This window comes from Arthrobacter terricola (genome assembly GCF_004354015.1).
Lineage (GTDB): Bacteria > Actinomycetota > Actinomycetes > Actinomycetales > Micrococcaceae > Arthrobacter > Arthrobacter terricola.
The window spans coordinates 14332-29293 of the sequence record NZ_SMRU01000003.1; the positions used below are offsets into that span (position 1 = coordinate 14332).

Annotated in this window: 13 protein-coding genes; 1 reads left to right on the plus strand and 12 read right to left on the minus strand. The window is 64.8% G+C overall.

From position 1 onward, the window contains the following. Nucleotides 1-210 precede the first annotated feature (210 nt). On the plus strand, nucleotides 211-1620 hold the full coding sequence (locus E1809_RS03030; RefSeq protein ID WP_133202757.1) for an MFS transporter: 1410 nt from the start codon (nucleotides 211-213) through the stop codon (nucleotides 1618-1620). 91 nt (nucleotides 1621-1711) lie between these two features. Here the strand turns inward: E1809_RS03030 and E1809_RS03035 are convergent, their stop codons facing one another. From E1809_RS03035 to E1809_RS03090, 12 genes are all read right to left on the minus strand, one after another. After that, nucleotides 1712-3523, minus strand: coding sequence for an acetyl/propionyl/methylcrotonyl-CoA carboxylase subunit alpha (locus tag E1809_RS03035; protein ID WP_133202758.1), 1812 nt, complete (start codon nucleotides 3521-3523; stop codon nucleotides 1712-1714). Between the two features lie 102 nt (nucleotides 3524-3625). Further along, complete coding sequence (locus tag E1809_RS03040; RefSeq protein WP_133202759.1) at nucleotides 3626-3994, minus strand: GNAT family N-acetyltransferase; 369 nt, start codon at nucleotides 3992-3994, stop codon at nucleotides 3626-3628. A 131-nt stretch (nucleotides 3995-4125) separates the two neighbouring features. Next, nucleotides 4126-4632 carry a phage tail protein gene (locus tag E1809_RS03045; protein ID WP_133202760.1) on the minus strand — a complete coding sequence of 169 codons (507 nt, stop codon included), beginning with the start codon at nucleotides 4630-4632 and terminating at the stop codon, nucleotides 4126-4128. Continuing rightward, entirely contained in the window at nucleotides 4629-5066 is a 438-nt protein-coding gene (locus E1809_RS03050) for a hypothetical protein (RefSeq protein ID WP_133202761.1), read from the minus strand. Before E1809_RS03050 ends, E1809_RS03045 begins: the two co-directional genes overlap by 4 nt. Nucleotides 5067-5068: 2 nt before the next feature. Beyond that, entirely contained in the window at nucleotides 5069-6571 is a 1503-nt protein-coding gene (locus E1809_RS27285) for a collagen-like domain-containing protein (RefSeq protein ID WP_133202762.1), read from the minus strand. Between the two features lie 158 nt (nucleotides 6572-6729). Next, nucleotides 6730-7404, minus strand: coding sequence for a Maf family protein (locus E1809_RS03060; RefSeq protein WP_133202763.1), 675 nt, complete (start codon nucleotides 7402-7404; stop codon nucleotides 6730-6732). A 46-nt stretch (nucleotides 7405-7450) separates the two neighbouring features. Next, the gene (locus E1809_RS03065) at nucleotides 7451-9973 is read right to left on the minus strand and encodes an MMPL family transporter (protein ID WP_133202764.1); all 2523 of its coding nucleotides are present in this window, start codon (nucleotides 9971-9973) and stop codon (nucleotides 7451-7453) included. Nucleotides 9974-10019: 46 nt separating this feature from the next. After that, complete coding sequence (locus E1809_RS03070; RefSeq protein ID WP_133202765.1) at nucleotides 10020-10718, minus strand: TetR family transcriptional regulator; 699 nt, start codon at nucleotides 10716-10718, stop codon at nucleotides 10020-10022. A gap of 37 nt (nucleotides 10719-10755) precedes the next feature. Beyond that, on the minus strand, nucleotides 10756-11157 hold the full coding sequence (locus tag E1809_RS03075; protein WP_133202766.1) for a YbjQ family protein: 402 nt from the start codon (nucleotides 11155-11157) through the stop codon (nucleotides 10756-10758). A 132-nt stretch (nucleotides 11158-11289) separates the two neighbouring features. Further along, nucleotides 11290-12705: a dicarboxylate/amino acid:cation symporter gene (locus E1809_RS03080; RefSeq protein WP_133202767.1), complete on the minus strand. Its 1416-nt coding sequence runs from the start codon at nucleotides 12703-12705 to the stop codon at nucleotides 11290-11292. Between the two features lie 278 nt (nucleotides 12706-12983). Next, nucleotides 12984-14669: a DUF885 domain-containing protein gene (locus tag E1809_RS03085; protein WP_133202768.1), complete on the minus strand. Its 1686-nt coding sequence runs from the start codon at nucleotides 14667-14669 to the stop codon at nucleotides 12984-12986. A 48-nt stretch (nucleotides 14670-14717) separates the two neighbouring features. Continuing rightward, complete coding sequence (locus E1809_RS03090) at nucleotides 14718-14960, minus strand: acyl-CoA carboxylase subunit epsilon (protein ID WP_235835423.1); 243 nt, start codon at nucleotides 14958-14960, stop codon at nucleotides 14718-14720. Between the last annotated feature and the right edge of the window lie 2 nt (nucleotides 14961-14962).

Here is a 14962-nt window from a genome sequence, read left to right on the forward strand (position 1 = left end):
CGTCACCAGTGCGTGAGGCGATGGTGAGCTGGAATTGGCCGGCGAACTTCGGGTGTGGCCTGGACCACAGAATGAGACATTGTAAAGTGTCCATATGCTGGACTCAATTGTCCAATTGCTGGATAAGCACAATTATGATTGAACTCTCAATTATTTTTTGCCGGCAGGCTCAGCGACGCCGGGCCGGCGTGAACGAAAGCACTCTCTTACATGACTTCCATCGCTGAATCCAAGGAAAGCGAGTCAATCAAGCCGGTGAACCCGCGGGGACGGGTGATCTTCGCCAGCCTCATTGGCACGTCGATCGAGTTCTACGATTTCTACGTCTACGCCACCGCGGCCGTACTCGTCTTTCCCAAGCTCTTCTTCCCCTCGGCGGACGAGACCACCCAGCTGTTGAGCTCCTTCGCGGTGTTCGGTGTGGCTTTCATCGCCCGCCCGCTTGGCTCGATCATCTTTGGCCACTTCGGTGACAAGTTCGGCCGCAAGGGGACGCTGGTCGCCTCATTGCTGACCATGGGCATTGCCACTTTCCTCATCGGTTGCCTTCCCGCGGCTCAAGTCGCCGGCTGGACGTTCCTCGCGCCTACGCTCCTCGTGGTCTTGCGTTTCGCGCAGGGCCTCGCACTCGGTGGCGAGTGGAGCGGCGCTGCCTTGCTGGCAACGGAGAACGCACCCGCCAACAAGCGCGCGATCTACGGAACTTTCCCGCAGATGGGCGCCCCCATCGGCTTCATCCTGGCCAACATCATCTTCCTGGTTTTCAGCTACACCTTGACGCCCGAAGCCTTCCAGGCGTGGGGCTGGCGCGTGCCGTTCCTGCTGAGCGCCGTCATGGTCATCCTTGGCCTCTACGTGCGGCTCAAGCTCATCGAAACTCCCGCGTTCACGAAGGTGATCGAATCCAACGAAGTGGCCAAGCTGCCCATCGGCCGCGTCTTCAAGACCAGCTGGCGCCCACTGATCCTCGGCACCTTCATCATGCTGGCCACCTACGTGCTGTTCTACCTGATGACCACGTTCACCTTGACTTACGGGACCAAACCAACGCTCGAAGGCGCCCAGGCGGCTGCTGCGAAGGCCGGCACGCCGATGACCGACGCAGCCGCTGCTGCGTTTGTTCCCGGCCTGGGCTACACCCGCAACGAGTTCCTCTGGATGCTGATTGTCGGCGTCGTGTTCTTCGGCATCTTCACGCTCGCCGCCGGTCCGCTGGCTGAAAAATTCGGCCGCCGCAAGATGCTCCTTGCCGTGACCGCCGGCATCCTGGTGTTCGGCCTGCTGTTCGTCCCGTTGTTCGGTGGCGGATTCGCCGGAACCATGGCCCTGCTGATCATCGGTTTCACCCTGATGGGCCTCACGTTCGGCCCCATGGGAGCGCTCCTTCCCGAACTGTTTCCCACCAACGTGCGCTACACCGGTTCCGCCGTGAGCTACAACCTTTCCAGCATCCTCGGCGCAGCCGTGGCTCCGTTCATCGCCGTCTGGCTGTGGGAAGCGGCCAAGGGCAGCACGGTACTCGTGGGCATCTACCTCAGCGCGATGGCTGTGCTGACGCTCGTGGCCTTGTTCCTGACCAAGGAAACCAAGGACGCTGATTACGCGAACAACGTCGCGTAAGCCGGCCCGGCCTGAGGGCCTTCGACTGGCGTTAAATAGTTCGGGTCCCGCACCAATGGTGCGGGGCCCGAACTATTTGCGTCCTCTTGACCTAGTCTTCGATCGTCGCGATCACGGCGCCGGCGGAGACGGTTTCGCCCGGCTTGGCCAGCAGGCCATGGACGATGCCCGCCTTGTGCGCAGTAAGGGGCTGTTCCATCTTCATGGCCTCGAGCACCACGATCAGGTCGCCCTCGGCGACCACATCGCCGTCGGACACTGCAACCTTGACGATCGTGCCCTGCATGGGCGACGTCAACGCGTTGCCGCCCGCCGTGGCGGCGGTGGCACCTGCCGAGCGGGAGCGCTTCTTGGTCTTCGCTCCGCCATTCGAGGCTGAGCCTCCGCCAACGGCAACCGTTCCGAGCGTCGCGGGAAGCACGACCTCCAGCCGCTTGCCACCGACCTCGACGACGACGCGTTGCCGCTCTCCGGCGTCGGGGGCCTCCGGCGCGGTTCCGTTGGCGGTCCACGCAGGGATGACGGTGGTGAACTCGGTTTCGATCCAGCGGGTGTGCACCTTGAACGGACCCTCCGCAGGAGCGAAAGCGGGATCGCTCACGACGGCGAGGTCGAACGGGATGACAGTGGGGATGCCCTCGACCACCATCTCCTCCAGGGCCCGCCGCGAACGCTGCAAGGCCTGCTCACGGCTCGCACCGGTGACGATCAGCTTGGACAACATCGAGTCGAAGTTCCCGCTGATGACGTCACCCTGTTCAACACCCGAGTCGATGCGGACGCCCGGGCCGGTGGGGTTCTTCAAAGTGGTGATGGTACCCGGTGCCGGCATGAAATTCCGTCCCGGGTCTTCGCCGGTGATGCGGAACTCGAAGGAGTGTCCGCGGACTTCGGGGTCGCCGTAACCGAGTTCCTCGCCGCGGGCGACGCGGAACTGTTCACGGACGAGGTCGATGCCCGTGACTTCCTCCGACACACAGTGCTCCACCTGGAGGCGCGTGTTGACCTCGAGGAAGGAAATGATGCCGTCCTGGCCCACGAGGAATTCACACGTTCCGGCGCCGAGGTAGCCCGCTTCTTTCAGGATGGCCTTGGAGGACTCGTAGAGGCGCTGGTTCTGCTCGGCGGTCAGGAACGGAGCCGGAGCCTCTTCCACGAGCTTCTGGTTCCGGCGCTGGAGCGAGCAGTCGCGGGTGGAAACCACAACCACGTTGCCGTAGGCGTCGGCCAGGCACTGGGTCTCGACGTGCCGCGGGGAGTCGAGGAAGCGTTCGATGAAGCACTCGCCGCGGCCAAAGGCGGCAACAGCTTCACGCACCGCGGACTCGAAAAGTTCAGGAATTTCTTCGATTGTCCGGGCTACCTTGATGCCACGCCCGCCGCCGCCGTATGCGGCCTTGATAGCGATGGGAAGGCCGTGCTCCTTGGCGAAGGCGAGGATCTCGTCGGCCGACTCCACGGGGTCCGCGGTGCCGGGAACCAGGGGAGCACCGACCTTCTCGGCGATGTGGCGGGCCTGCACCTTGTCACCCAGGGCGGAAATGGCCTCCGGCGAGGGACCGATCCAGGTGATGCCGGCGTCGATGACCTTCGCGGCGAACTCTGCGTTCTCGGCGAGGAAGCCGTAACCGGGGTGGATGGCGTCAGCGCCCGACTGCTTGGCGACCTCAATCAACTTGTCCATGACGAGGTACGACTCCGCGGCCGTATTGCCGCCCAGCGCGTACGCTTCGTCCGCCAATTTCACGTGCAGGGCGTCGCGGTCCGGGTCCGCGTAGACGGCCACGGAGGCGATGCCTTCGTCCCTGGCCGCGCGGATGATGCGGACCGCGATCTCGCCTCGGTTGGCGACCAAGACCTTGGTGAGGGGGCTGGAAATGGGCTGCGCCGGATTAGCTGACAAGTTGACTCCTTCTGTCCTTCAGGGAGCCTAGCGCGATTTTGAGGGTTCCGCCCATATTGATGGGGGATTCCGTGTGTGAGGAGCCCTGTCTTTGTAGGGTTGCTACAACTCGTGCACGACCACGGCTGTTGGCTCATGCCATCTGCACAATGACAGAAATACGGCTCCGGCCTCTTCCATCACGAAGCCGCTCCGCTGGTACAGGGCCAGGGCTGCAGTATTGTCGCGCGCGACTGTCAGCCGAACATCCAGTCCCGCGATGTTGGCTGCCTCGCATATGTTGCCGAGCAGTCGGCCACCCAGTCCGGCGCCTCGAAATGCCGGTAAGAGGGTGATGTCTACCAACCGGACGTCACTCGTTCCCCAAGCAGTCCAGATCCTGCCGGCAGGCACGCCGTCGAACTCTACAACGACGTTACCCTTGCTGCTCCACAGCTCCGACCACTGCTGATGTTGCGCCTGTTGTTGCATCTCCAGCAATGGGGTCGGGAGAAAATCCCGCCCAGGCGCAGCTGATGTGAAGAGATCCAGGAGGAAAGCGGCGTCGCGGTCCTCAGGGGAGCGGAACCGAACCGCGAGTTCCCCGGGCGTGGTGGTGCCCCTTAGCTCCTCGATGGGAAGATCCCCTGCAGCGCAATGATGTAGTTGAGCACCAGGTACGGTTGCATCGTGTTGAAGGGGAGTCCGCTCCCACTGGCCTGGGTTGGCGCCAATGGCACGCCAGAGTCAGGTGGTCCGTAAGAACCGCCCGGGGCGGGCGCCATGCCCGCGGAGGGCCGGTCTGTGGTCTCGTTAGTCGAGGCGAACATTCCGGGGTGAGTGTGCGGCGGAAGGTTCGAAGTGAGCAGGGTGGTCGTTTCCGTTCCCCCGACCTGGCCTTGGGAGTAGTTGGAGAGCCCAGGTCCTTGGCCGTTGTGCAGCGCCGCACGCCCCTGCAAATTGGGGAGGGCGAAGGTTGATACTCCGTTACCGCCGTACATGGTGCCGAGCAAGGCAAAGAGGGCGGTGTTCTGCGAGATCGACATGATCTGGCCGTTGCACAATGCCCAGCCAGTTGGTGCGAAGTTGAATCCAACAAGCCGGATCTCGCCGAGAAACGGTTCACTCATGAGTTCGGTCCTTTGCTACTGGGGGCCGCGGCTGTTGGCGGCAACAGACTTGCGCCCCTCCTGTCGATGACAGCGGTGGCTTTGCCCTCGCTGTGGGTAATGAAGAGGTTGACCGCCCCACTCTTGGGATGGCTGATGGTGATGGTTTCCAGCGGGAACGCTCCGGTGACCAGGCTGAAGCCCAGCCGGAACCGTTCCGCGGGATCCACGTGTTCCCCGGGGCGCGGCGCGCGCCTGAGATCCTCCACAGTTTCCAAGCGAACGACGGCGGTGCCCGCCGCCAGCTGTCGGCCAAGCAAGGGCGTCCAACTGGCCAGGGTGAACACATCCGGTTCCGAGGCCTGGGACGTGAGCGGACCCGCTGCGGCCAGGACGACGGCCCCTGCCCCGCCGATCAGGAGAGTCCGGCGGCTGAGCTTGTATGGGATGTCCATTTTCAGCCCGCGTTGAAGCCGAGCGAGAACCGGAGATTCCGGACAGCGACTCCGTTGGCATGGGTTACCTTGATGCTCACGCTCTGGCCCGCAGCGACTGCGGCTGTGTCAGCCCCGTCACTGCACGTGGTGCCCGCCGCCGCGATGGAGCAAGTCAACGCCGAGGCTGAGCCGTTCACCATCACTGTCACGGTTACAGCAGGGCCGCTGGTGACGTTCGCCGTCAGCCCCTTGATTGTTCCGGCCCGAGGCATGACAACCTCGGCGTCGGACTCGACTGTAGCGATGCCCGAGCTGCCGGAAAGGGGCAGGTACCCGGTGGTATCGGAGGGATCGATGAATCGCACGGATCCGGTAAAGACCGGAGGCGGCCCATCAAGGCCGGCAATGCCCTGGACACCCTGAGCGCCAGTAGCACCCGTGGCCCCATTTGTGCCCGCCGCGCCTTGGGCCCCTGTTGCGCCGGTGGCTCCAGTTGCGCCGGTGGGGCCTTGAGGGCCGATGGGACCCGCCGGTCCGATAAGGGACTGCCCGGTTCCTGGCCACGTGCCCAGGAACTTAGGTCCGTACATCTTGTAGTCAGAGAGGTTGAGGTAAAAATCCCCGTCTTTGCCGAGTCCGGCAGTCGGTGCGCCTAACCCGCTTAGGACGCTGTTGCCGTCGGTTCCGGGAAGCCCATTGGCGCCAGTGGCTCCGGTGTCGCCCTTGACGCCTTGGATACCTTGCGCGCCTTGGGCACCGGTTGCGCCTTGGGCGCCGGTTGCTCCCGGGTCACCCTGTGCACCGGTTGCTCCGGTGGCACCTTGGGCGCCTGTGTCGCCCTTGACGCCTTGCGCGCCGGTTGCTCCGGTGTCGCCCTTGATACCTTGGATACCTTGCGCGCCTTGGGCACCGGTTGCTCCGGTGGCGCCTTGGGCGCCTGTGTCGCCCTTGACGCCTTGGGCACCGGTTGCTCCGGTGGCGCCTTGGGCGCCTGTGTCGCCCTTGACGCCTTGGGCACCGGTTGCTCCGGTGGCGCCTTGGGCGCCTGTGTCGCCCTTGACGCCTTGGGCACCGGTTGCTCCAGCCGCGCCCGTGTCACCCTTGGCACCCTGCGGGCCTGCGGCACCGTCGGCGCCGATGGCACCCGTAGCCCCGGTTTCTCCTTGCGGGCCAGTCTCTCCTTGCGGGCCCGGTGCTCCGGCCGGACCTTGCGGCCCGGTGGCGCCGGTCGGGCCCGGCGCGCCAGTAGCACCTGGAATGGAGACATTGGCGTCTTTGCCCCACGAAACCGCCACGGCGCCGTCGCTACAGGTCTTCTTAGCGGTTCCTTGGGAAACCGAGCTGATGGTTCCCTGTTGGGTGTTGAGGCAAGCGCTGAATGTGCCGGTATCCGTGCTGCCGTTGGACGCTGTGCATCCGGTCGCGGCGACAGCGAGCAGCAGACCCAAAGTTGAAAGCTGTATCTTGTGGGACAGCGAGGACCGCCGTCCCTCCGAACTGGACGCAAAAATAGCAGGACTCATCCTGGACCCCCTTGAGACCACGGTGTAGCGAGGAATTCTGCCCCCAGTATCGGCAGGTGACTGGCTGCCATGCTGCAATCCCTCGGAGTCCAGTCCACGTGAACAATATCACGGCGAATTGTTCAATTTGAGGGCATTCGCGCGCCCTTACGGCGCCATTATTGGCAGGTGTTGGAGCCGTCCTGCGTCCAGAGTTCGGTGATCCCCACGTTCGCGTGGCCCAGGAGGTCGCGAAGCGTCGAAATGGACAGCCCGACGACGGCGTGGGGGTCGCCGTCGACCTTGCGGATGAAGGCCCCGCCCAAGCCGTCGATCGTGAACGAGCCGGCGCAGTGGAGCGGCTCGCCAGTGGCGATATAGGCATCGATGTCCTGTTCGCTCATCTCTGCGAAGTGGACTTCGGCACTGGACACCGCGCCGACTGTCGCGCCGGTGCCCTCGGTGGGCTCGTCGTCGTCGTCGACGTCGGCCGCGGTTTCGCGGCAGTCCACCAACCAGTGTCCGGTGTGAAGGACGCCTTTGGACCCGCTCATCCGGGCCATGCGCTCCTTCGCGACCTCCACGGTGTACGGCTTGCCATGGGATTCGCCGTCGAACTCGAACACCGAATCGCAGCCGATCACCAAGGCACCCTCGGCGTCGGGCAAGGAGGCCACCGCTTCGGCTTTCGCACGGGCAAGGAGCAGGGCGGTATCGTGCGGATCCGTTACGCCGTAGCGGGCCTGGACGGCGTCCTCATCGACGTCCGAGACGAGCACTTCGTGATGGATGCCGGCCTCGGTGAGGAGCTTCGTGCGGGCCGGGGACTGGGATGCCAAGATCAATCGGGTCACGGATCCAGCGTAATACCCGGCCGCACGTCGCTTCAGCACCCCGGCGTCAGTGGACCAGTTCCTTGGCGCCGGCTGCCGCCGTCGTGCGCTCGAGGTTGGCGCCTTCGACGTCGACGTCCGGAAGGATCCGGGACAACCAGCGCGGCAGCCACCAGGCCTTTTCGCCCAAGAGGTACATGACGGCCGGAACGATGGTCATCCGCACGACGAACGCGTCCACGAGCACGCCGAACGCCATGGCGAATCCCAGCGGCCGGACCATGGTCAGGTGGCTGAAAATGAAGCCGGAAAACACGCTCACCATGATGATCGCGGCGGCAGTGACCACGGCCGAGGCATGGCTGAAGCCGCTTCGCACGGCCTGCTTGGCGTCCTCTCCGTGCATGAACGATTCGCGCATGCCGGACGTGATGAATACCTGGTAGTCCATCGCGAGGCCGAAGAGGACGCCAATCAGGATGATGGGCAGGAAGCTCAGGACCGCGCCCGGGTTGGCGACGTCGAACACCGTTCCCAGCCAGCCCCACTGGTAAACCGCGACCACAGCGCCGAACGCTGCCGCGAGTGAGAGCAGGAAACCGCCCGTGGCGAGCAGCGGGACCACGATCGAGCGGAACACCAGCAGGAGCAGGACCAGCGAGAGCCCGACGACGATCGCCAAGTACGGCGGCAAGGCTGCGCCGAGTTTCGTGGAGACGTCGATGTTGCCGGCCGTCTGTCCTGTGAGGCCGATGGTGGCGCCTGTCGCTTGCTGGATGTCAGCGCCTTTAGCGCGCAGTTCGGAGACCACCTGGACGGTGCTGGCGCTTGCCGGTCCGTCCTTCGGGATGACCTGGAAGACGGCGGTGCGATGGTCGTCACTGAGCGCCACTGGAACGGCGGCGACAACGTTCGCCACGCCGCGCAGCTGCTCGGCGACATCGTATTGCTTCGTCTTCGCTTGCTCCTCGCTGAGCCCGGCGGGGAAGGTGCCGACCACCACGATCGGTCCGGTCATTCCTTCGCCGAAGCTCGTCCGGGTGAGGTCGTAGGCTTTGAACGCTTGCGAATCGACCGGTTCCGAACCGCCGTCGGGCAGGGCGAGGCGCAATTGCGAGGCCGGAAGCGCGAGCACGCCCAGCAACACAACGCCGGCCAGCAGGGATGCGACCGGGTGACGCGTCACGAGACCGCCCCAGCCCCGGTTGCTGCGGCGCAGTTCCTGCACGCGGTCCGCCGAGGCATTGCCCGGTTCCGCGTTGTGCCGCGCGGCCCGCGCCCAAGCCCGCTTCGAGATGAGCCTGCGGCCCACGAGCGAAAGGATGGCGGGCGTCAAGGTCAGGGAAACGACGACGGCGACTGCCACCGTCGCGGCGGCCGACAGGCCCATGATGGCGAGGAACGGGAGTCCGGGAACCACGAGTGCTGCCAAGGCGATGACTACCGTCAGGCCGGCGAACAGGACGGCGTTGCCCGAAGTGCCCGTGGCGAGTGCCACTGATTCTTCGGCGTCCATTCCGGCCAGCATTTGGCCCCGGTGCCGGTTGACGATGAACAGGGAGTAGTCGATGCCGACGGCGAGTCCCAGCATGAGGGCGAGCATGGGGGAGATGGAACTCATGTCGATCACGCCGGTGAGGGCGAAGGTCCCGCCCACGCCGACCGCCACGCCGACGATCGCCATGAGGAGGGGCAGGCCGGCTGCGACGAGCGTGCCCAGCATGACGATGAGGGCAATCGCGGCAACGGCGATGCCGATGACTTCCGCAACTCCGAAGATCTGGGAGACGTCCTCGGTGATCTCCTTGCTGGCAAGGGCGGTGACGCCCGCGGACGAGACACTGTGGACGATGTCCTGGACCTGCTGCCGGACAGCCGGGGTCAAGCCGTTGATGGAGGTTTTGAATTGGACCTGGGCGATTGCCGCCTTGCCGTCCTCGGAGACAAACCGCATGCCTTGGGAGGCGGCGGCCTGGCGCTTTGCCGAGGCCAGCTGGGCGGCTCCGTCGGCGGCCTGCTTCTCACCGGCTTCGTATTGCTGGCGGCCGGCCGCTAATTCGGCCTTCTTCGAAGCGAGCTGGGCTTGCACCTGGGCTGCGGGCATGCCGGCGGCAAGCATTTGCTGCTCGGCTGCTTTGACCTGGGCGTCGCCGGCGTCGAGCTTAGCCTTGGCTTGGTCAAGTTGTGCCTGTCCGGCGGCGGTTTTCTGTTCGCCGGCAGCTATTTGTGCGGGCGCTTGGTCCAATTGCGCCTGGGTGGTGAAGGGATTGACCGTGGATTGCACATCCGGGAGCTTTTCCAGGCTTGCGAGGGCTGTGGCGACTGCGTCCTTGCCTGCTTGAGTGAATCCGGAATCGCCGGCCTCGAAGACGATCCCCGCGCTGCCGCCGGCGGATGCCGGCAGTTCCTTTTTGAGCTTGTCCAGCATTTGCTGGGTCTCTGTGCCGGGGATTTGGAAGTTGTTGGACATTGTGCCGTGGAAGGCTGCCGCGGAGCCGCCGACGGCCACGAGGACGGCGAGCCAAAGGGAAATCACCAGCCAGCGGTGGCGATAGGAAAACTTGCCAAGACGGTAGAGAAGGAGTGCCATGAGGGAACCGATCTGTCGGTGTGTGGTTAGCCGAAGGTAGTGGGCGCTAGCCGCGGTTTTGGCGTGCGGGAGCGCCAGGGACCGGGGGCGGCGAGGTGTCCGCCGTCGTGGTGAATCCTGAACCGAGCAGCCCAATGGCGTTGATCAGGTGCTGCCGCAAGTCGGCGAGGGATTCAGCGGAAAGGTCAGGGCCGCGCTCTTCGAACCAGACGCTCATGGCGGCTTTGCCGCAGGATACGACGGACCCGGCGAGGGCCCGCAGATAAAGTTCATCGGCCTCCGGACCCAGGCGATGCCGGGCCGCTCCGATGATCTGGGTGGTGCAGTGGTCCCAGGCTTCAAGTTCGGAGCGCGCCAGGGAGCGGTTGTCCTGGGTGAGGCTGAAGAGTTCGGCCATCGGAGCGACCGTCATGGGGTCCGCGAGGGCCATGAGTGCGGCCCGGGCAGATTCGAGGACGGGTTCGTCGTTGGGGCGAAGGCGGAACTGCTCCAGCGCGTTGTCCAGGAATCCCTCGGTCACGGCCGCCAAGGCAGCTTCGAGGCTGGGGAAATAGTTGAAGAAGGTGCGACGGGATACGCCGGCAACCTCGGCGATGTCCTCGACCGTGAAATTGCCGATGCCCTTGCCGCGCAGCAGGGCAAGCGCGGCGTCGGCGATGGCTTGGCGGGTGGCCAGTTTGTTCTGTTCGCGGCGTGAGTTGTTCTGTTCGCGGCGCGGGGGAAGGACGGTTTCGGAAGTGCTCACTCAGTTACACTAAGTGCAACTTTGCACTCTGGGCAAGTTAGCTTTTCTTGCTGTTCCCGTCCTGCCCGGCGGTGCTGCTCAGGTAAATCGATTGCCCCGTGGCGCCCGGTTCGCCTTCCGCGAGGGGGATGGCGAACACGGCCGTCCCATAGGCGCACACCTCTGTCCAATTGCCGCCCATTTCCGAGGTGTCGAAGCGCATGGCCACGATCGCGTTGGCACCGCGTTGCTGCGTTTCGTTGACCATCCGGGCCATGACTTCCTGGCGGCTTTCGTAGAGTGCCTTGGTCATTTCGGGAAGCTCGCCGCCGCCAAGCGAACGGAATCCAGCGAGTACCTGCGAGCCGATATCGCGTGATCGGACAGTGAGGCCCATGACTTCGCCGAAGACGGCGTCGATCTTGTGGCCCGGAATCTTGTTTGAGGTGACGATGAGCATGGACAGAGCCTATCGATCATCCGTTGGTTCCTGTGGAGCGACCCGGGAACTGGAGCGACCCGGGAACGCAAAAATCCACGGAGTGTGCTCCGAGGATTTTTGCGTGCGCTGTGACGGGTTGGCGAGCTGTTGCTACGCCGTGGCGTCCGCGAGTTCGCGAGCCTCGCCGGCCGGCACGGAAACGGCGTCCTCGTCGGCAGCGAATGCGACACCCTTGCGGGGCGCGTTGTAAAGGGCTTCGTCGAGGATTCCCTGGCGCTTCGCCACGATTGTGGGGACGAGCGCCTGGCCTGCCACGTTCACCGCTGTGCGGCCCATGTCCAGGATGGGGTCGATCGCCAAGAGGAGTCCGACGCCGGCGAGCGGCAGTCCCAGCGTGGACAGGGTCAAGGTGAGCATGACGACGGCGCCGGTTGTTCCCGCGGTTGCCGCGGAACCAAGGACTGAGACCAAGACGATCAGCAGGTACTGGCTGAAGTCCAGGTTGATGCCGAAGAACTGCGCAACGAAGATCGCGGCGACAGCCGGGTAGACGGCGGCGCAGCCGTCCATCTTGGTCGTGGCACCCAGCGGCACGGCAAAGGAAGCGTAGCCCTGCGGCACCCCGAAGTTGCGCTCCGCGACGCGCTGCGTGAGCGGGAGCGTACCGATCGAGGAACGGGACACGAAGCCCAACTGAACCGCCGGCCACACGCCGGAGTAGTACTGCTTGATGGAGAGCCCGTGGGTCTTCACCAGGATCGGGTAGACCACGAACAGGACCAGGACAAGGCCGGCGTAGATAGCCACGGCGAACTTACCGAGGGAGCCGATGGTATCCCAACCGTAGACGGCTACGGCGTTGCCGATCAGGCCGATCGTGCCGAGCGGGGCGACGCGGATGATCCACCAAAGGACCTTCTGGATGACTGCCAGGGCGGAGGCATTGAGGTTCAGGAACGGTTCGGCCTGCTTGCCGACCTTGAGGGCGGCGACCCCGACGGCGATGGCGATCACCAGGATCTGCAGCACGTTGAAGCTGACGGAGGTGCTGGCGACGCCGTCGGTGACCGTGGTGCTGGCCCCGAGGCCGAGGAAGTTGTGCGGGAAGAGGCCGGTGAGGAAGGCCCACCAGTCGCCGGTCTTGCCTGCGTACTCGGCCTTCTTGGTGATGCCCGTGCCGGCGCCCGGCTGGAAGAGCACGCCCAGGCCGATGCCGATCATCACTGCGATGAGCGAGGTGATGGCGAACCAGAGCAAGGTATTCCACGCGAGTTTCGCCGCGTTGGATACCTGGCGAAGGTTGGCGATGGAGCTAACGACGGCGGTGAAGATCAAGGGCACGACGGCGGTCTGCAGCAGCGACACGTAGCTGGAGCCGATCGTCTGCAGGGTGGCACCGAGCCCGTTCGGAGCCTTGGCGGTGCTGCCTGTTGCCTTCGCGATGAGGCCGAGCACAAGGCCGACCACCAGCGCGGCGATGATCTGGACACCGAAGGACGTGGCCCACTTGGGAAGCCGGGCGACGTTCTTCCCGGCGGAAGTCGAAATGTTGGATGAATTGCTCACCGGAACAACCTAGGCTTCCGCAAATACCATGAAAAGCGAACGTTGAGAAATGTTACGTGCGAAATTCCACCCAATTCACCCACGCACCCCGGAATCCAGCGCCACGCCGCCCTTTTATGAAGTTATTCCCACCCGCAATGTGGGAAATGTCTCTTGTATACCAGCGCGTTTTGGGGCTGTGGTTTCGCGATGTCCGGAGGACGGGCGTCCGGCAGCGTGCGTCTAAGCGAGGAACGAGCGAGCACGCCGAGGACGTGTGTCCTCCGGACACCCACGGGCTAACCCAGCAACGCGCGCCGCAGCGTGTCCAGGCCGACGGATCCGATGTTGAGGGCGTTCGTGTGGAATGACTTGAGGTCGAAGCCGCCGCGGCGCTCGAGTTCGGTGCGGATCTCTTCCCAGAGGCGCTGCCCCACTTTGTAGGACGGTGCCTGCCCTGGCCAGCCGAGGTAGCGGTTGAATTCGAACTGCAGTTGCCCGGGGCTGATGGGGAGGTTGGCTTTGAGGAAGTCGAAGCCTTTCTCCGGTGTCCAGGTGCCGCTGCCCCAACGCTCGGGCACCTGCAGTTCGAGGTGCACCCCGATGTCGAACACGACGCGGGCCGCACGCATTCGTTGCATGTCCAGCATGCCCATGTGGTCGCCGGGGTCTTTGAGGTATCCGAGTTCGAGCATGAGTTTCTCGGCGTAGAGGGCCCAGCCTTCACCGTGTCCGGAAACCCAGCAGATGTTGCGCCGCCAGTTGTTGAGCAGTTCCCGACGGTACACGGCGGTCGCGACTTGGAGGTGGTGTCCGGGGACGCCTTCGTGGAACACGGTGGTGGTTTCGGCCCACGTGGTGAAGGTGTCCTCGCCGGCGGGGACGGACCACCACATGCGGCCGGGGCGGGAGAAATCGTCGGATGGGCCGGTGTAGTAGATGCCGCCTTCGTCCGTTGGGGCGATGCGGCATTCCAGCGTCTTCATGACGTCGGGGATGTCGAAATGGACGTCGGCGAGGTCGGCGACGGCCCTGTCGGACAATTCCTGCATCCAGGCTTTGAGGGCGTCGGTGCCCTTGATCTGCCGCTGGGAGTCGTTGTTGAGTAGCGACTTGGCTTCTTCGATGGACGCGCCCGGCTTGATTTCGGCGGCAACCCGTTCCTGCTCGGCGAGGAGCCTTTCGAGTTCCTGCACGCCCCAGGCGTAGGTCTCTTCGAGGTCGACGGTGGCGCCGAGGAACGAGCGGGAGGCCAAGGCGTAGCGTTCGCGGCCGACGGCGTCCTTTTCGGGTGCGGCGGGGAGGAGTTCGGTTTCGAGGAAGGAGGCCAGGCGATCGTAAGCGGCGCGCGCGACGGCGGTACCGGAGTCGAGCTTTTCCTGCACCTCGCGCGGAAGCGGGCCGCCGTCGATGGACGCTTCGGCGGCGAGCTTGGCGAAGAAGCCGTCTTCGGCGGCGTACTTGCCGGCCTGTTCGACGACGATCCTGACCTGGCGGGCTGCGGAGACCTTTCCGGCGTCCTTGGCCGAGCGGAGCGATTCGATGTAGCCCTCGATCGCCCGGTGCACGTTGGCCGCCCTGCCGGCGATGTGTTCCCAGTGTTCCGCGGTGTCGGTGGGCATGAGGTCGAAGATCGCCCGGATGGTCTGGGCCGGTGACTCGATGTTGTTCAGGTCCGCGGCGTCCCAGCCCGACTCGTGGATTTCGATCGCCAGGCCGAGACGTTCGCGCATCGCGTCAAGGGTGATGACATCGGACGCGTCCGCGGGTTCAAGCGTGGAGAGCCGCTCAAGGGTATCGCGTGCTGCCTGGGCGAAAGCTGACGCGCCGGCGGGCGAGAAGTCAGGGTACTCGGTCTCGTGTCCGGGCAGGCCAAGGGTGGTGGCGAGGCTCGGGTTGAGGGCGAGGTACCTGCCCGCGTAGGCGTCGGCAGCGGCGTCGATGGCAGTGTGGAGGCGTGCCGGAGTCGTGTTAGGAGTAGTCACCCCCTGAGCCTAGCGGCGGAGTGGCCCTTATGAAAGGGTTGTTGAATACTATCCCCGGCTGCGCCGCCAGGCGCCCGGACCCGGGGTCGGTTCGAGGCGCAATTGCTGGCGACGGAGCCAGTGCCGGGTGGTCGGTTGCTCCGCTTCGGCTTCCGCTGGAGTGCCCAGGGAGGCGACGACGGCGGTCAGCGCGGCGAGCTCTTCCGGCGTCGGCTCGCCCTTGACCACCGAAAGCAACGGCGCGTCCGGCACTGTCTCCGACCCCGCGGACGCCGGGGAGTTCTGTTCGATGC